Source organism: Leucothrix mucor DSM 2157 (genome assembly GCF_000419525.1).
Classification (GTDB): Bacteria; Pseudomonadota; Gammaproteobacteria; order Thiotrichales; family Thiotrichaceae; genus Leucothrix; species Leucothrix mucor.
The window spans coordinates 1,312,688-1,330,010 of record NZ_ATTE01000001.1; the positions used below are offsets into that span (position 1 = coordinate 1,312,688).

General features: G+C 49.2%; 12 protein-coding genes and 1 pseudogene. 11 read left to right on the top strand and 2 right to left on the bottom strand.

Annotated elements, in window-relative coordinates:
• Positions 1 to 112 precede the first annotated feature (112 nt).
• The 5 genes from selD (at position 113) to LEUMU_RS0105860 (ending at position 7,527) form a co-directional block, all read left to right on the top strand.
• Entirely contained in the window at positions 113 to 2,284 is a 2,172-nt protein-coding gene (gene selD / locus LEUMU_RS0105840) for a selenide, water dikinase SelD (RefSeq protein ID WP_022951341.1), read from the top strand.
• Positions 2,285 to 2,557: 273 nt separating this feature from the next.
• Positions 2,558 to 3,961, top strand: coding sequence for an efflux transporter outer membrane subunit (locus tag LEUMU_RS0105845; protein WP_022951342.1), 1,404 nt, complete (start codon positions 2,558 to 2,560; stop codon positions 3,959 to 3,961).
• 10 nt (positions 3,962 to 3,971) lie between these two features.
• Complete coding sequence (locus tag LEUMU_RS0105850; RefSeq protein ID WP_022951343.1) at positions 3,972 to 5,621, top strand: efflux RND transporter periplasmic adaptor subunit; 1,650 nt, start codon at positions 3,972 to 3,974, stop codon at positions 5,619 to 5,621.
• Positions 5,618 to 6,313 (top strand): ABC transporter ATP-binding protein, encoded by a 696-nt coding sequence (locus LEUMU_RS0105855; RefSeq protein ID WP_022951344.1) that lies wholly within the window; start codon positions 5,618 to 5,620, stop codon positions 6,311 to 6,313. Before LEUMU_RS0105850 ends, LEUMU_RS0105855 begins: the two co-directional genes overlap by 4 nt.
• A gap of 2 nt (positions 6,314 to 6,315) precedes the next feature.
• Positions 6,316 to 7,527 (top strand): ABC transporter permease, encoded by a 1,212-nt coding sequence (locus tag LEUMU_RS0105860; protein WP_022951345.1) that lies wholly within the window; start codon positions 6,316 to 6,318, stop codon positions 7,525 to 7,527.
• Between the two features lie 49 nt (positions 7,528 to 7,576).
• On the opposite strand, the gene LEUMU_RS0105865 is transcribed toward LEUMU_RS0105860, so the two are convergent.
• Entirely contained in the window at positions 7,577 to 8,329 is a 753-nt protein-coding gene (locus tag LEUMU_RS0105865) for a GntR family transcriptional regulator (RefSeq protein WP_022951346.1), read from the bottom strand.
• Positions 8,330 to 8,645: 316 nt separating this feature from the next.
• Between LEUMU_RS0105865 and LEUMU_RS0105870 the strand changes: the two genes are divergently transcribed.
• Genes LEUMU_RS0105870 through LEUMU_RS0105895 form a run of 6 tightly spaced genes read left to right on the top strand, consistent with a single transcriptional unit; the run spans position 8,646 to position 16,485 of the window.
• Positions 8,646 to 9,785: a M20 family metallopeptidase gene (locus LEUMU_RS0105870; protein ID WP_211223017.1), complete on the top strand. Its 1,140-nt coding sequence runs from the start codon at positions 8,646 to 8,648 to the stop codon at positions 9,783 to 9,785.
• 49 nt (positions 9,786 to 9,834) lie between these two features.
• Positions 9,835 to 11,397 (top strand): ABC transporter substrate-binding protein, encoded by a 1,563-nt coding sequence (locus LEUMU_RS0105875; protein ID WP_022951348.1) that lies wholly within the window; start codon positions 9,835 to 9,837, stop codon positions 11,395 to 11,397.
• Between the two features lie 18 nt (positions 11,398 to 11,415).
• The gene (locus LEUMU_RS0105880; protein ID WP_022951349.1) at positions 11,416 to 12,363 is read left to right on the top strand and encodes an ABC transporter permease; all 948 of its coding nucleotides are present in this window, start codon (positions 11,416 to 11,418) and stop codon (positions 12,361 to 12,363) included.
• Entirely contained in the window at positions 12,363 to 13,202 is an 840-nt protein-coding gene (locus tag LEUMU_RS0105885; RefSeq protein WP_022951350.1) for an ABC transporter permease, read from the top strand. The genes LEUMU_RS0105880 and LEUMU_RS0105885 overlap by 1 nt, the downstream gene beginning before the upstream one ends.
• Positions 13,203 to 13,206: 4 nt before the next feature.
• A complete protein-coding gene (locus LEUMU_RS24900; protein ID WP_022951351.1) occupies positions 13,207 to 15,237 on the top strand; it encodes a dipeptide ABC transporter ATP-binding protein in 2,031 nt (676 codons plus the stop codon).
• A 27-nt stretch (positions 15,238 to 15,264) separates the two neighbouring features.
• Positions 15,265 to 16,485, top strand: a complete 1,221-nt coding sequence (locus LEUMU_RS0105895) for a M20 family metallopeptidase (RefSeq protein ID WP_022951352.1) — start codon at positions 15,265 to 15,267, stop codon at positions 16,483 to 16,485.
• A gap of 265 nt (positions 16,486 to 16,750) precedes the next feature.
• Here the strand turns inward: LEUMU_RS0105895 and LEUMU_RS24905 are convergent.
• Positions 16,751 to 17,293: pseudogene (locus LEUMU_RS24905) on the bottom strand (PIN domain-containing protein); the annotation flags it as partial.
• Positions 17,294 to 17,323: the final 30 nt, after the last annotated feature.

Sequence of the window (17,323 nt, forward strand, 5' to 3'; positions counted from 1 at the left end):
CTGATTAGCTAGCAGGAGAGTTTTATGCTTGCGAGATGTAATTGCTACATCCCGCAACTTTTCATGCATCTGCTGGATGAGTTGCGTTTAAGTTTGGCGTAGAATGCGCCTCATGAATCAACAAATACCTTTAACCCGCGACGTGGTTTTAATCGGCGGCGGACATACGCATGCATTAGTATTGCGCAAATGGGGCATGTCTCCTTTGCCGGGCGCACGGCTGACCGTGATTAATCCGGGGCCAACAGCGCCTTACAGCGGCATGTTGCCGGGCTTTGTTGCCGGGCATTATTCGCGCGATGAGCTGGATATTGATCTGGTGCGACTGGCACGTTTTGCCGGTGCGCGGGTGATCATGGCGAAGGCCACCGGTATTGACCGCGAAGCCAAGCTGATTCATGTCAGCGGTCGTGAGTCGATTGCGTATGACATTGCTTCGGTGGATGTGGGTATTCATTCTGAGATGGGCGAGATTCCAGGTTTTAATGAGCACGCAGTTGCCGTGAAGCCATTGGATGTACTGAGTGAACACTGGCCGCGTTATTTAAATCAAGTACAAGGCACAACTGACTTAGCCGTGATCGGTGGCGGTGTGGCCGGTGTTGAAGTGACGCTGGCGATGATGCATGCGCTACGCACTCGCAATGTGACGGCCAATATGAGCCTGATTGATTCGGGTGAGATTTTGGGTGGCGTTGCGCCTCGCGCCAAGGCGAAGTTACTGGAGCGACTGGCTGACTATAAGGTGACTTTACTCCCCGATAGCAAAGTGGTTGAGATCACCGCTGATAGCATCAAGCTGGAAAGTGGCAAGTCGATTGCCTCTGAGTTTACATTGGGCGCTGCCGGTGCTCGCCCTTATGGCTGGCTCGCGAAGCTCGGGCTTGAGCTGCATGATGGCTATATTGTGGTGGATGAGGTGTTACGCTCCAGTGATCATGCGATTTTTGCGGCAGGGGACTGTGCGCATTTGCTCGGTCATCCCCGACCCAAAGCCGGCGTGTTTGCCGTGCGTGAAGCGCCAGTGCTGTGGCATAACCTGAAAGCGGTGCTGAGTGGCAAGCAGCTACAACCATTCCGTCCCCAAAAGGATTATCTGAAACTGATTTCGTTAGGCAGCCAGACTGCCTTGGCGGAGAAGTTTGGCTATGTCATTTCGGGCAATGCGCTATGGCGCTGGAAAAATATTATCGATCAGAAATTCATGGCGAAGTTCTATGAATATCCTGCGATGAAGGTTGAGAAGCTCCCCACAGAGCTGGCCTTAGGTGTGATGGATGTGCTGGCCGATGGCAAGCCCATGTGTGGTGGTTGCGGTGCGAAAGTCGGGCGTGATGTGCTGTCGGCGGTATTGAAACGCTTGCCACATGCCGAGCGTGATGATGTGTTATCCCGACCCGGTGATGATGCTGCGATTATGTGTTATGGCGATCAGTATCAGGTGATTACCACCGACCATTTACGTGCCTTTACTGAAGATGTTGCACTACAGGCGCGGATTGCTGCGGTTCATGCCTTGGGCGATATCTGGGCAATGGGCGCACAGGCTCAAACGGTTCTCTCAACCATTATCCTGCCACGCATGTCGGCGGATATGCAGGAACGTTATCTGACTGAAATCATGACAGCGGCGTCGGAAGTGTTTATGGCGCAAGGTGCAGAGATTGTCGGCGGGCATACCTCACTAGGCACTGAGCTGACGATTGGATTTACCATTACCGGCATCTGTGAGCGTGAGCCGATTCAATTATCGGGTGGTCAAGCGGGTGACGTGTTGATCCTGACTAAACCGATCGGTACTGGTACCTTATTGGCCGCTGAAATGACTATGAAAGCGCGCGGTGAAGATGCGGTTTCGGCGTTAAATGGTATGAAGATGGATCAGGCGGCGGCTGCGGCGATTTTGCAAGATGCGCACGCAATGACCGATGTCACGGGCTTTGGTTTGGCGGGGCACTTGATGGGTATTTGTGAAGCATCGGGCTGTGGGGCTGAGCTGGACTTAGCGGCGATTCCGGTATTGGATGGCGCTGAAGAATTGGCGGAGCAGGGCGTGCGTTCGACGTTGTATCCGGATAATTTTAGAGTGTCTGTGCAGATGGATATTGCTGAACCTGAGAGTGCCAAAGTGACCTTGTTATTTGATCCGCAAACGGCGGGTGGCTTGCTGGCGGCGGTGAGTGCGACTAGTGCGGATGAGAAACTGGCGCAGTTGCAGGCAGCGGGTTATCAGGCGCGGAAGATTGGCGTGTTGGTTAAGGGTGAGCCATTGATCGTGGTGTAGCTTCAGCCTTAAAGCGAGTCAACGCTTAAAACGGTTTATCAAAAGCCCGCGCTTAGCAATTAAGGCGGGCTGTTTTATGACCTGAAAAATTAGCTCTTAGGGCATTGAGCCTTAGGCAGTTCACTGAGTACCGTTCAAATTGTCGCATATTGCAATACTCAATTTTCAATCATCTTTACAATACCTTTGCAGCCCCTTTTCACTACCTTATCCCTTTTAGGAGGAAGATAAACGCTACCAATAACACTAGCGATATACGAAAAGGGTGCAACAATGAAAACAAAAAGACCAGTGAATCACCGCATTGTCGGGGTCTCGGTCAGTATTATGCTACTGACTGGGTGTACCTCACTCTCTACGATGCAGGACAACTTACCGTGGAAGGCTGGCAGTAGCAATGGCGCGAGTGCCATCACCTCAGCCAATGCGGCCACTCCGGTAATCAACGTCAATCGCCCAGCCATAAGTGCAGAGTGGTGGCAGCGTTTTAACGACCCGCAGATGACCTCGCTCATTCAGATTGCGTTGCAAGCCCACCCCAATATTCGCAGTGCGCAAGCCAGCTTACAAAGCGCCCGCGCTAAAAATAGCATTGCCGGTGCTAGTTTATTACCGACCGTGAATAGCTCCGCCTCAGCTTCCAGAAATAATTCCGGTGATAGCTACAGTTTGGGCATAGGCGCAAGTTGGGAAGCAGATATTTTTGGTGCGAATGGCATGGAGCGCGATGCGACCGGCTATGAAATGCAGTCAGCACAAGCCAATCTCGAAGATGTGAAAGCGGCTTTGGCAGCAGAGGTAGCAACCACTTATGTATTGCTGCGCTCAGGGCAGGCCAGCTTGGCAATTTCTCAGCAGGGCTTAAGCAAGCAAGAAGAAACCTTCAAATTGGTCTCACTCAAACAGCAAGCAGGCTTAGCCACTGGCCTTGCGGTCGACCAGGCAAGCCTGAGTTTGGGGCAAACCAAAGCCAAAATTCCAGCGCAGCAAAACAGTATTAATCAATCACAAGCCGCTCTGGTTGCCTTGACTGGGTTAAGTGCTGAGGAGATTACTAAGCGTGTTTCGGGCGGTGGCTCAATCCCAAGTGTTTCCTTTAGCCTGCTCAATAATATTCCTGCGGACATGATTCGCCAGCGTCCGGATATTCGGATGGCGGAGTATGGCGTGTTGGCGTCTAGCTTGCGGGTCAGTATCTCGCAAACAGCGCTGTACCCGAGCTTATCGCTAAGTGGTTCTTTGGGGCTGAGTAGCCTGTCGTTGTCCGACTTAATCGATCCGGCTGAGATTGCTAAATCGCTGATCGCATCGATCACTGCACCGCTATTTAACGGCGGTAAATTACGCCAGCAAGTGGTAATTCAGCAGTCCTCTGAGCAGGTGGCATTGGCCAATTATGATAAGGCGATTCGAAGCGCGATTAATGATATTGCTGATGCCTTATCCGACCTGCAATCACTGCGCCAGCAAGAGCCTATTCTGGTGAATAACCTGCAACTGGCGCGTAGCAATGAAAAGCTAAGCCAGCTGAGTTACGAGTCGGGTGAAGATGATTTTACCAGTGTGTTAACCGCACAAAGCACGACATTGAGTGCAGAACAGAGCTTGTCAGCCGCTAAAGCGGAATTCGCACAAGCAGTGATTAGCGTTTACAAAGCCATCGGCGGCGCGTGGTAAGGGGACTATTATGACGGATTCAATTGATAATTCAGCCGCTTCGGTTACCGAAGTCTTAAACCAAGGTGGCGAGCATAAAAAGGGCAGCGGTAAAGCAAAGTGGTGGTTGCTGCTGGTTATTCTCATTGCGGCGGGCTCGTATTACTGGTTCTTTATGGGCACGGGCAGCGCGCAGGGTAATAAGGATGTGAGCTATACCACCCAGCCTGTGAGCCGTGCGGATATTAGCGTCACAGTGCTGGCCACCGGAAACCTGGAGCCATTAAACGATGTTCAGATTGGTACTGAGCTTTCCGGAACGGTGGCCGAGGTGCTGGTTGAGGCCAATGATCAGGTGACTAAAGGGCAGGTATTAGCGCGTTTAAATACCGATCAACTTGAAGATACCATTACCAAAGCTAAGGCGGCGCTCGTCTCAGCAGAATCTGAGATTACACAGGCCAAAGCCAAGATTACGCAAGCGGATGCGGGCATCAGGCAGTCTCAATCCAGTATTCAAAAATCACAGGCATCGATTCTGCAAGTGCAAGCCAGCCAAGCGCAGGCCACGGCTCAGATATTGCAGGCCCGTAGCACGACCGATGAGGCACGTGCTAACTACGACCGTTTACAGCAGTTGTATCAAAAAAGTGGCGGGAAGATTCCTTCACGTAGCGATTTGGATGCAGCCAAAGCAAGCTGGGAGCGGGCACAAGCGGCGTTATCCTCTGCTATGGCGAGTGCCGATAGTGCAACGGCGGGAGTCTCCTCTGCGCGCGCTGACCTTGACGGAACACGTGCGAATGATAGTTCAATGACTGCGGCCAAAATCACCGCAGAGGCTGCGCTGAAATCAGCTGAAGCGAATGTGATTCAGGCAAAAGCAACTTTGCGTTCGGCAGAGACTAATCTGAGCAAAGCCATTATCAAGGCACCGATTGATGGCGTTGTGTTGTCACGTTCGATTGAGGCGGGGCAAACGGTGGCTTCCTCATTATCCGCGCCAACCTTGTTTACCATTGCGGAAGATCTTTCGAAGATGGAGCTGCAGGTGAGTGTTGATGAGGCGGATGTGGGGCAGGTGAAAGCCGGCCTTGCGGCGACCTTTACCGTCGATGCATGGCCTGGTCGCAAATATGACGCCAATACCACGCGAGTGAGTTTAGCGGCGGATACGTCTGAGAATGTTATCTCCTACCTCACCTTTTTGGCGGTGGATAATAAGGACTTATCGCTGCGCTTGGGCATGACGGCTACCGCGAGCATTGAAACACAGTCCAGAAAAGACAGCTTACGCGTTCCCAATACGGCGCTGCGCTTCACCCCTCCGAATGCCGGTGGTGGCACAAGAGCAGGCGGAGGCAATCGTCCAGCGGGTGCTGAAAGAGGCAATAGAGATGCCAGTAGTCGAGAGGCAGCCAGTAAAGACAGTGGCAGTTTTCTCTCTAAGCTGATGCCAAGCCCACGCGGCGGCAACCGTACACCAAGAAAGCAACAAACTAATAACACACCAACGCCAGCGACCTCGGGTGAGCAACGGATTTGGGTATTGGAAGATGGCGAGCCACGCCCGATTAGAGTGGTCACGGGTATTACCGACGGCAAGTACACCGAAATTGTCTCGGGCGATTTGACCGAAGGCATGGAAGTCATCACCCAAAGTACAGGTGGTGCATCATGACCCGACTGATTGAATTCACCAATGTCACCAAAGCTTATGGTAAAGGGACGGCACGGTTTCAGGCACTGAAGGGCGTCGACCTGCGCATTGACGAAGGCGACTTTTTAGCAGTGATGGGGCCAAGTGGCTCCGGTAAATCGACCGTGATGAATATCATTGGTTGTTTGGATCAGGCGACTACGGGGAACTATATGTTTCGCGATGCAGTGGTTGAATCCTTAGACCGTAACCAACGGGCCTTGCTGCGCCGTTATTACATGGGCTTTGTGTTTCAGGGCTTCAATTTATTGGCACGGACCAGCGCTCAGGAAAATGTGGAATTGCCGCTGCTGTATCGGGGCGAAAGTGCCAGCAAGCGCCGCATTGCCGCGCAGGAAGCCTTGAAGTTGGTTGGTTTGGCGGAGTGGGGGCATCATACCTCGGCAGAGCTGTCCGGAGGGCAGCAACAACGGGTCGCGATTGCGCGTGCCATTGTTACTAACCCAACCATTTTGCTGGCCGATGAGCCGACCGGTAACTTAGACACTCAACGTAGTATCGAGATTATGGAATTGCTGAATCGATTAAATACCGAGCGTGGGATCACCGTCATGATGGTGACCCACGAGCCGGATATGGCGGAATTCGCCAAGCGCATCATTCACTTTGTGGATGGTAAGGTCGATAGCGACAAACGGCTACGGGAGATTTAACCATGTTATGGAATAGCTTTTTACTGGCCTTTGGCGAAATCAGACGGAATTTACTGCGCTCATTTTTAACCATTATTGGCATCGTAATTGGAGTGTCGGCGGTGATTACCATGGTCACCGTGGGTAATGGGGCCACACAGGCGGTTAAGAATCAGGTCGCGAGCTTAGGGAGCAACTTGCTGATGCTGCGCCCCGGTCAAAGTCGTCGAGGCCCAGGTAGTGGTCGCAGCAGTTCGCCATCATTTACGGTAACGGACTCGGAAGCGATTAGCGAGTTGATCACCGGGCTCTCCGCCGTTGCGCCCCAGGTCTCTACCAGTGCGACAGTGGTTGCGGGGGCCAATAACTGGTCCACCAGCATTGTGGGCGCCACCAATGATTACTTTGTGGCTGGCAGCTGGACTTTAGCCAGTGGCCGCCAATTTACCGACGAGGAAGTGAGTACCGGTGCGTCGGTCTGCATGTTGGGCGAGACGATTCGTCGCGAGCTGTATGGCACCTCGCAGCCACTGGGCGAAAGCCTGCGGGTAAAGAACTTTACCTGTGAAATTATTGGCTGGCTGGACAGCAAAGGGCAATCTTCCATGGGCGGTGATCAGGATGATACCGTCGTCATGCCACTGAGAACGGTGCAACGTCGGTTGACCGGAAGTCAGGACGTTAGCTCTATTCAAATCTCGGTGACTGAAGAGGACGATATCAGCCGAGTTCAAAGCGAACTGACCTCACTCATGCGTGAGCGCAGACGCTTAACCAACGAGGAAGAAGACAATTTTAATGTGCTCGATACGCGGCAAATTGCCGATGCCATGTCGGGGACGACCGAAGTGATGACCATGCTGCTGGCGGCAGTGGCCTCGGTGAGCTTGCTGGTAGGCGGTATCGGGATTATGAATATTATGCTGGTCTCGGTGACCGAGCGGATTCGTGAGATTGGTATTCGTTTGGCGATTGGCGCGCTGGAGCGGGAAGTGCTGTTGCAGTTTTTGATTGAGGCCGTGGCGCTATCGACCTTGGGCGGTGTGATCGGGATTATTCTGGCGACGATTGCCTCTATCGTACTGTCGAATGTGATGGGCTTGCCTTATGAGTTTAATCTGCAAATTAACCTGCTGTCGTTTATATTTTCGGCGGGCATTGGGGTGGTCTTTGGGTATGTACCGGCGAGTAGGGCGGCACGCTTAGATCCGATTGAGGCGTTGCGGCATGAGTAATTAAAAGCCCCAATTTCTTATGAAATTGGGGCTTTTTTGACTGAGTTGCTTATCGAACTTCGTTGATATAGTGATAATTATCAGATAATGCACGATGGCTGGCAGTCAGTAATGCTTGGTTTTTACTATCAAAACAAATGTCGTTGATAACCAATACTGCGGTCGGTATGTCTGCATCGCTTAGGTTCAATAAGGCGATGTCTTCTGTGTTGGCAATGTCCGCTTTTAATGTTTCGCGTACTGCGCTAATGCGTAAACGATATTCGTCACGTAAGTTGTTCAATAGTAAGGCTGGAACCTCATCTGGCGTAGTTGGAAAATTCGGAACAAGGTGTTCGGGGATAGCGATATGGTCAATCATAACGGGTGAATGGTTGTGTAAGCGCACCCGAAGCAAGGAAATAACATTGCTTTTCTCATCGAGACGCAAGTGGTGCCTCTCGTCATCTGTTGCTGGCCGTACTTCTACGGATTTAGTAATGGTCTGGGTGTTGATTAATTCGTTGTTGATATTATGCAGTCGGTAGTATTTGTAAAAACGATCGAGTGTGTGGAGGGGGGTGCGGCCTGTCACAACAGTACCAATGCGAGGCTTTCGTAGCAGTACACCTTGCTTCGTGAGGATCTGTAAGGCCTGACGAGCCGTTCCATAAGAAACACCCAACTGTCGAGCTAGTTCTGTCTCTGCGGGAAGAATATGCCCCTCAGGCCACGTGCCATCTAGGATAAGCTGCATTACCCGATCCTTAACCTGTTCGTACAATGGCGTTGTAGCTAATGTGCGTCCAATGCTGTCACTCATCTTAAGACCTACCTTTGATATCATATTTTTTAAACATCCTCGTTTAATTATATAGTTAATTTTAAAAATGTGTCGTAACAATATTTGTTACATTTCAAAAAATGAAAAATAAAAAATATTAATCATTATAAATCAATAGTTTATTTTGTATTTTTCTGTGTATCAAAAAATATGGCTTGCAAAAAACATGATATTTCATTCTTATATAGGAATGAAAAGACTAAACATAAATCTTGATGAAGATGCTTTGCTGAACATGCTAAGTGAGCTTGTTGCGTTAGATAGTTCTTTTCCTCCGGGATCGAGTTATCCAGAAATGGCGACACTGCTTGAACAGATGACAGCGCAATTTGGTGGAACTCAAACCCGAGTTGATGTTCCTGAAGCCTTGTGGAAAGTACCCGGCAGCCATGGTGCGCGAACGAATTTAATTGTGCGTCCAGATTTAGCCCCGGCGGGCTCCCCTGAAGTCACTATTTACTTCCATGTGGACACCGCACCTGTTGGCGATGGTTGGACAAAACCCGCTTTTCAAATGACGTGCGAAGGTAACAAAGTATATGCACGCGGTGCTGCCGATATGAAAGGTGCAATCGCAGCAGCTTTAGCAGGTCTTGAAGCATTACGTGCAGCGGGTCATTCATTTAAATATCAACCGGTACTGGCATTTTGCACTGACGAAGAAGGCGGTGTTTATCCGGGGATTCGCTACCTAGCCGAACAAAATCTTGTCAGTGATACCATTATCAACCTAAACGGCTCTGCGACCCCGCGTATATGGGCTGGTAGCTTTGGATCCTTAGACTTCTCATTTGAATTTGAAGGTAAAGCGGCGCACTCAGGTCGCCCCGAACTAGGCATCAATGCTATTGAACAAGCTTTACCCGTCTTGAATGCCCTCACGAAGCTGAAATCGACCGTCGAACAACGCACGTCTGCTATGCCAGCGCCGCCGGGAGCAACCGAGCCGTTGCATGCTTTGCTCAATATCACAGCCATTCATGGCGGAGAGAAAGGATCTGCACTTCCCGGTACTTGTCAGGTAGTCATCAATCGGCGCTATGCACCGGAAGAAAATGTCATAGCCGTTCGCTCGGAGATAGAAGCTTGCGTAGCGGCTGCGGTTAAGGATTCAAATCTTATTGGGTGGACTATGTCTGAAGTAGGGCATTTACCTCCTGTAGAAAACACACAGGGTGTCCTGTCCCCCCGTTGGACTGCGGCCATGTCTGCTGGTTATAACGTGCCACTGGATGAGTTCGTGGCGTTTGGATCAACAACATCATCAGACTTCGGTTGGATACAGCAAGCGGGTGGTAAGTATCGTGAAATCATGCTGGGTGGTCTATCGCGACCAGACCGCAATGTTCATGCTGCTGATGAGTTTACGACGAAAGAAGACCTACTGGGTTTAGCACTATCGATCGCATTGTTTTTCAGTGCGGATTTTGGTTAAAAATCAATGAAATAAGACCAACTTTGACAGATCAGGAGCATCAAAAGCCATGAAACATCAACTAAATAGACGACAAATGCTTAAACTATCAGCGGCTAGCGCAGCTGTTGCTTTAACTTGCGGCATATCGGGTGTATCAGTAGCAGCAATGAGAGCGGATAACACACTGAGATTAAGTGTGAATATTACCCCTGGGGTTTTGAACCCGATGTTGGCGCGTGCAGCCGCAGAATATATGATGTCTGAAATGCTTTATTCTGGCCTGACATCACTAGGCACTGATATGACGGCACAGCCAGATTTGGCAACAGACTGGTCATCTAATGATGATGCGACGCAATGGCGTTTTACCTTGCGCCAAGGTGTAAAATTCTCCAACGGTCAAGCATTGACATCAAAAGATGTGGTTGCCTCACTTCAGAAACTACTTGATCCAAAAACCGGTGCACCCGGTCGACGTAACCTTGGACCTATCAAGCTAGTCGAGGCGGACGGCGATTACACCGTGATTATCACCACTGAAACGCCTTTTGCTGACTTACCTGTTGCGCTGACTTACCCAACGGCCAAGGTGGTTCCTGCTGACATTATCGCAACGGATTTTGACAGCCTTGCGCAAGTACCTGTTGGCTCTGGCCCATTTAGATTAAAAGAGTTTCGAGTCGATGAAATTGCGATTTTGGTGAAGAATCCTGAGTATTTTGTTGAGGGCTTACCGTATTTGAATCAAGTCGAAGTCAAAACATTCCCTGATGCAGCAGGCTCTACGGCGGCACTATTGGCAGGCGAAATCGACATGATTCATGACGTGCAGTCTACTGACTTTGCACGCATTGATGGCTCTGCTGGCGTGAGCGGACTGCGCACACCGTCAGGACGTTTCCTTGATGTGGTGATGGACACAACCGTTGCGCCTTTCGATAATATTTTGGTCCGCGAAGCGTTGTCTTACTGTGTCGATCGCGAAGCCATGATTGAATTGGTTGCTGATGGGTATGGGACAGCGGGTAACGATAGTCCAATTAATGCGGCTTACCGTTATTACGCTGATGCACCGCATAAATCTTATGATCCAAAGAAAGCGAAAGCGCTATTGGCCGAAGCAGGCTATCCAGACGGCTTGGAGCTTGAGTTGATTGCATCCGTAAAGCCTGGCTATCGCTCGACAATGGCGGTTGTACTGCGCGAGATGGCGAAGCCTGGTGGCTTTAATATCAATGTGAAGACAATGGATCACTCGACTTACCTTGATCAGGTTTGGAAAAAAGGCAAATTCTATGTTGGTTTCTACAACATGATGCCAACCGAAGGTATGTCATTTAATTTGCTATTTACCTCCGGCGCTTCGTGGAATGAAACGAAATGGAACAATAAAACCTTCGATGAATACGTACGACTTGCGGATGAAACAACTGACCCAGAAAAACGTATGGAGCTTTATGCCAACGCTCAGGCATTGATGCAAAAAGAAGTCCCCGCATTGATCCCATGCTTCTTCGATATTCTTGGCGCAAAAGCAGATTACGTGAATGGCTATGAACAGCACCCACGCGGCGCGAGTTTTGCATTCCATAAAGTTTGGGTTGGCGCTAACGCTCCCGCAAAAAGCTAAAGTACGGGGCGTCTGAACATGACTATTTCTTATGTAATAAAACGACTCATCTATTTAGTGTTTACCGCTTTGTTGGTCTCTCTGATTGTGTTCAGCGTCACGCAGCTTTTGCCAGCTAACGCAGCGACAATGATCCTTGGTGAATATGCCACGGATGAATCTTTGGCTATATTAAACAATAAGCTGGGGCTCAATGACCCAGCGATCGTTCAATACCTGCGTTGGTTGGGGAATGTGGTACAGGGGGATTTTGGTATCTCCCTGCGTACTAGTCAGCCTGTTGGGCCGACGATTCTGGAAGCGTTTGGACGATCAGCCATTTTGGCGGTCATATCACTGGTACTGGTTTGTATTATCGCGATTCCACTGGGTGTTTTAGCCGCGGCTCGTCGCGGTAAAAAAACAGATCTTGGGGTTTCTTTAGTCTCTTACATCGGCGTCAGCATGCCAGAATTTGTGTTGGCGACGTTGTTATTAGTGTGGCTGGCAAGCCCGTCTGTTGGGCTTTTTCCTGCCTCCGGTTATGTCCCTTTCTCAGAAGATTTCTGGGGAGGATTGCATCATATCGCGCTCCCTGTAATGACCTTGACGATTGTATTAACGGCGCATATTAGTCGAATGATTCGCTCTGAAATGGCAGACACGCTGGAGATGGATTTCATTCGGGCGGGTCGCTTACGGGGACTCTCTAAACGACGTGTATTGTTTCGTCATGCGCTTCGCAACTCGATGTTACCAGCCATCACCGTGATCGCCTTGGATGTGGGTTATTTAATAGGTGGCGTCATTGTGGTGGAAGAGGTGTTTGCTTTTCCCGGTGTGGGTCGACAGTTGATATTAGCCATACAAAATCGCGATTTGCCGATGATACAAGCCGGTGCGCTTATCATGGCGGCTTCTTATGCTATCGCCAATTTGCTAGCTGACTTGGCATATGGTGCCCTTGATAAAAGGATTAAATACTGATGCTCTTTTTAATAAAAACACTTCGCGCGTTAATGCGTAGCCCACAAGGTGCGGTGGGTACGGTACTGGTTTTCTTGTTATTGTTGATCTCTGTATTTGGCCCATTGCTCGCGCCACAAGACCCTGAAAGCTTTAACTTTGGCGCTCGCTTTGAGCCACCATCGGCTGAGTTTCTGTTTGGTACCGACTGGTTTGGACGTGATTTGTTCAGCCGGGTTTTAGTCGGTGCTCGCTCTACGGTTCTGCTGGCGATACTAGCAACGTTTATAGGGACTGCGTCTGGTGCCTTGATCGGTATTTTTTCTGGCTTTGTTGGCGGATGGGTTGATGAACTTATCATGCGAACCATTGATGCCATCATGGCGATTCCCGGTTTACTACTGGCACTGATGATATTAACGGTGCTTGGCTCATCAAGCCTGAATGCTGTGATTGCCATTGGTATTGCGTTTGCGCCGGGTATGGCACGGATTTCACGCTCCACCACATTAGCCGTGCGTGAGCTTGATTATGTCTCTGCAGCACGTGCTCGTGGGGAAGGTAAATTGTGGATCATTTTTGCAGAAATTTTGCCGAACATGGTAGCCCCCGTCATCGTTGAAGCGACCATTCGTGTGGCCTTTGCCATTATGACACTGGCAACTTTGTCTTTCTTAGGATTAGGCGCTCAACCACCTTCTCCTGAGTGGGGCTTAATGATTGCTGATGCGCGCGAACACATGTTCCGTAGCCCTTGGCCAATTCTCGCTCCCGGTATTTCCATCGCACTGGTGGCCATTGCATTCAATCTTCTTGGGGATGGTTTGCGTGATGTGTTGAACCCTCATTCACAGGAATAAAACTATGACGCAGACAATGGTATTAGACATAAAAGATTATAGTCTGACTTATCAAACGCAGTCAGGTCCGATACGTATCCTTGAAAACATCAACCTCCAAATTGCCAAAGGTGAAGTGTTGGGGCTGGTTGGTGAGAGTGGCTCTGCTAAGTCTTCCCTTGCGTATTCTGTGATGCGTGATTTACCGGGACAGGTAGAGTCAGAAACAGGCACTATGTGGTTAAAAGGTGAAGACCTAAGGGCCATGAATGAAGAGGAGCTAATGCAGCGCCGTGGAAAGCAGATCTCCATGGTTTTCCAAAATGCCGCAACAGCATTGGACCCGACTCAATCGCTGGGTGATCATGTCGTGGAGACGCTGCAGGCGCATCAAACAGTCAGTAAACAGGATGCACTTAAACGCGTGTATGAGTTATTTGAGCTTGTTGGTTTGCCTGATCCTAGCTTGATGGCGCAAAAGTATCCGCATGAAGTATCTGGTGGTGAAAAACAGCGCGTTGTTTTAGCCATGGCTATTTCTTCCGACCCGGATTTAATTCTGTTTGATGAGCCAACCTCAGCACTAGACGCCACAACAGCTGTGAACATGTTGGATTTGTTTGCTGAAATGCAGAAAAAAATCGGCGTTGCCGGGCTGTTTATCAGCCATGACTTAGGCGTTGTTGCTGATGTTGCAGACCGTGTTGCTGTGATTTATGGTGGCAGAATTGTAGAAGTGGCGACAGTAGAGGATTTATTTGCTAATCCACGGCATCCTTATACTCAATTGTTGTTGGCCAGCCTACCCAGACCTTCAGATATTAGAAATAAACGGGGTCTTAGGATTGACGAAGGCACACCACCCCCACGACGTGGCGAGGTTCCTAGTTGTAATTTCTCTCATCGTTGTCCTAAGTATGATTCAGCAATCTGTGATCAATCTCGTGTGCTTTTAGAGGTACAAGGAGATCGTAAACTGGCTTGTGTCAGACCCGATGTTGTCATTGAAGATACACTAGTGAATGCATCGGATATTTTACCGGCGGCAACAGACGTTGTTATAGAAGTAAAAAACCTAACAGTGAAGTTAGGTCGGACCTCACTTTTAGATCAATTACTCAAAAAAGCGCCTACGCAGGTTCATGCTGTTAATAACATCGACCTCAAAATTCACCGTGGCGAAACGGTCAGTTTGGTTGGAGAGAGTGGCTGTGGTAAATCAAGCCTAGCCCGTGCGCTGGTTGGGCTAAACCCATTTGAAGGTGAGTTACGTTTGAATGGACGAGATATCAAAACCTTGGATGCGGCTTATCGTGCCGATGTTCAAATCATTTTCCAGAACCCTGATAGCTCGTTGAACCCCAGGCACACACTAGAAACTATCTTGTCACGGGCGATTAAGCTTTACCGCCCTGAGATTGCTAGTGGACAACGGAGTGAAGCGATTCAAAAACTGCTTGAGCAAGTGCGTTTACCTGCACACTACCGTAAGCGTTACCCGCATCAATTATCGGGTGGTGAGAAGCAGCGAGTTGCCATAGCTCGTGCGATTGCCGCAGACCCTAAAGTCATTATTTGTGATGAAATCACCTCTGGGCTTGATGCGGCGGTGCAGGCCGCGATCGTCACTCTATTGCGTCAAATTCAGCAAGAGACGGGTGTCGCGTTACTGTTCATTACCCATGATCTTGCGATCTTACGTCATATTGCTCATCGAACGGCGGTTATGTATTTAGGCGAAATCATAGAAACGCGTTCAATCGCGGGACTTGATCATGCGCCTTATCATCCCTACACAGAAGCGCTTTTGTCTTCTGCCAGTAGCCCTGATCCAAATACCGAAACACGCCAAGTGCGGCTTAAAGGCAGTTTGCCAGTACGAACCGCGTTGTTATCTGGATGTGGTTTTGAAAGCCGTTGCCCTAGACGCATTGGCGATATTTGCCATCAGCAACCGCCTCCAATGAGGTCGATTGCTGAAGTATCCCACCTTTTGAAGTGTCATCATGAAATTGCTGACCTCGAACAAATTGAACCGGTTTGGAAATTTACATGAGTTCAATATTACTAAGGAAATACCGCTATGAATGGAACTGATATCTTCGATTATATCGACGTCGATTCCTGCTTAAATTTACTTTCCTCTATGGTGCAGCATAAGAGTTATACAGAAACCGAAGGCGAGCGATTATTGGCAGGCGTGATGCACGAGCGCATGACCCAACTGGGTATGAGCAGTGAATTACAACCCGTTGTGGACGATCGGGTGAATGCGATTGGACGCCTTAAAGGCACTGGTGGTGGGGCTAGCCTTTTATTTAACGGACACCTTGATACAAACCCAGCGACAGAGGGTTGGACGGTAGACCCGTGGTCCGGTCTGATCGACGACGAATTCATTTATGGTATTGGCGTTTCTAACATGAAGGCAGGCGATGCCGCTTATTTCTGCGCCGTTGAAACCATTCTTAAAGCAGGTATTAAGCTAAAAGGCGATGTGGTTCTTAGTTTTGTTGTTGGCGAGCTTCAGGCTGGTATAGGAACGGTTCGGGCCATCGAACAAGGGCTTCGCGCAGATTACTTTATTAATAGTGAGCCAACTGACTTGCAAGCACTCACTATGCATGCAGGCTCAATGATGTTTGATATTGAGCTAGTGGGCGATACTCGTCATTTGTCTAAACGAGAAGAGGCGTGTGATGCCTTAGCAGCGGCAACGGTACTTGCTCAACGGATTAACAGGCTGGTTTTTTCGGGTGCAACAACACCGGATCAGATTGCTGTAAACCGAGGCCATGTCGGCTCAATGCGTGCAGGATTGGGACGTGAGTATCACGAATGGCGACCACCGCAAGTAGCGGATCAAGCTAAACTTAAAGGCTCATGTCGCTATGCCCCAGGTCAAACCATTGAGAGCGTTACGAATGACTTAGAATTGTTGTTGGAAGCGCTTAAGCTGGAATACCCAAAACTTCAAACATCGCTTCGAGTGGGTGGTCCAACCCCGAATGCTTTGCGAATGCCACCGTTTGAGGTAGATCGTGACTCACGCATTGTGAAGGTTCTGAACTCTGCATTTGAATCGGTGATGGGCTACGCTCAACCGACAGGCCCTATAGCTCCTGCTGCGTTTTTTGGTACGGACGCTGCGCATCTTGCCGCCGCTGGCATGGAAGGTGTTGTCTGTGGACCCGGTGGGGAATTTAATACCATGCCTGACGAACGTGTGCGTAAGCAACAGTTCTTGAATTGCGTGCGGATTTACATCCTATGCATCATTGAGATTTGTGGCGTTAGTGAGTAAAGGTTTCGTTGGTACATCCAATGGTGTTTGGCTGTAACTTTAGGTGTTCAAAGCCTTTGAGTCGGTCAAACACCTGAGGGTAGGTGTGGTCCGGTTCCATTAGACCAGAATAAAGTGCGATGGATATACCGATGTTACGATTGAAATTCGCTATGAGGATAAAAAGTATGCACAGCTGGCAGAAAACGAAAGAATAGAGCTAGAAAGTAAAAAGCTGGATTCGTCAGGTTTGTAATGAATTTTAGGGGTTCCTCAGGTTCAATTTTCACCTATAAATGATCTTCTCCCCATCAGTAGTAATTAGCTTTTTGGCGTGCATTATTTTTATTAGGCTGGTTAACTCAGATTCGCTTAGCTTTTTGAAAAAGAGAGCATTTATAGTGTTTTCAAGCCCTTGAACTTTGCGAGGCTTGTTGTCTCCCATCGCTTTCAACTTGGCAACAACAGCGCTAATCCTAGCCTCAGGGGATTGCTGGCTAACTGATTGAAGCGAAGCAATTTCTGTTATATCAGCCACCCGCTGGGCAAGAATCTTACTATCTCTGAGGTGCTTAATTAGCGGGTCAAAACCGGTATCTTTAGAGATAATATGGAAGTAGGCATTGTTATCTTTCCCTGCGATCTTTCCCATATAAAATGCGATATGAAAATCCAGTGCATTCGGTCCATTGCCGTCAATTTTTATGTACGCTGCATTACTCCCCAGCGCTTGCATCGCTACAGCCAGTTCAAATGACAGCTTTGCCTGATTGGCTCCAACAAAAACGATTACCTTAAAGTTGCGTCCGTTTAAGGTATCGAGATTCGTTGGTTGAACGTTCTATAGGTCGACTAAAAT

Excerpts from the sequence above, each read along its gene's own strand:
- LEUMU_RS0105845 (WP_022951342.1), top strand. The coding sequence starts at position 2,558 with ATGAAAACAAAAAGACCAGTGAATCACCGCATTGTCGGGGTCTCGGTC.
- LEUMU_RS24900 (WP_022951351.1), top strand. The coding sequence starts at position 13,207 with ATGACGCAGACAATGGTATTAGACATAAAAGATTATAGTCTGACTTAT.
- LEUMU_RS0105855 (WP_022951344.1), top strand. The coding sequence starts at position 5,618 with ATGACCCGACTGATTGAATTCACCAATGTCACCAAAGCTTATGGTAAA.
- selD (WP_022951341.1), top strand. The coding sequence starts at position 113 with ATGAATCAACAAATACCTTTAACCCGCGACGTGGTTTTAATCGGCGGC.
- LEUMU_RS0105870 (WP_211223017.1), top strand. The coding sequence starts at position 8,646 with ATGGCGACACTGCTTGAACAGATGACAGCGCAATTTGGTGGAACTCAA.
- LEUMU_RS0105860 (WP_022951345.1), top strand. The coding sequence starts at position 6,316 with ATGTTATGGAATAGCTTTTTACTGGCCTTTGGCGAAATCAGACGGAAT.
- LEUMU_RS0105880 (WP_022951349.1), top strand. The coding sequence starts at position 11,416 with ATGACTATTTCTTATGTAATAAAACGACTCATCTATTTAGTGTTTACC.
- LEUMU_RS0105895 (WP_022951352.1), top strand. The coding sequence starts at position 15,265 with ATGAATGGAACTGATATCTTCGATTATATCGACGTCGATTCCTGCTTA.
- LEUMU_RS0105875 (WP_022951348.1), top strand. The coding sequence starts at position 9,835 with ATGAAACATCAACTAAATAGACGACAAATGCTTAAACTATCAGCGGCT.
- LEUMU_RS0105885 (WP_022951350.1), top strand. The coding sequence starts at position 12,363 with ATGCTCTTTTTAATAAAAACACTTCGCGCGTTAATGCGTAGCCCACAA.
- LEUMU_RS0105865 (WP_022951346.1), bottom strand. The coding sequence starts at position 8,329 with ATGAGTGACAGCATTGGACGCACATTAGCTACAACGCCATTGTACGAA.
- LEUMU_RS0105850 (WP_022951343.1), top strand. The coding sequence starts at position 3,972 with ATGACGGATTCAATTGATAATTCAGCCGCTTCGGTTACCGAAGTCTTA.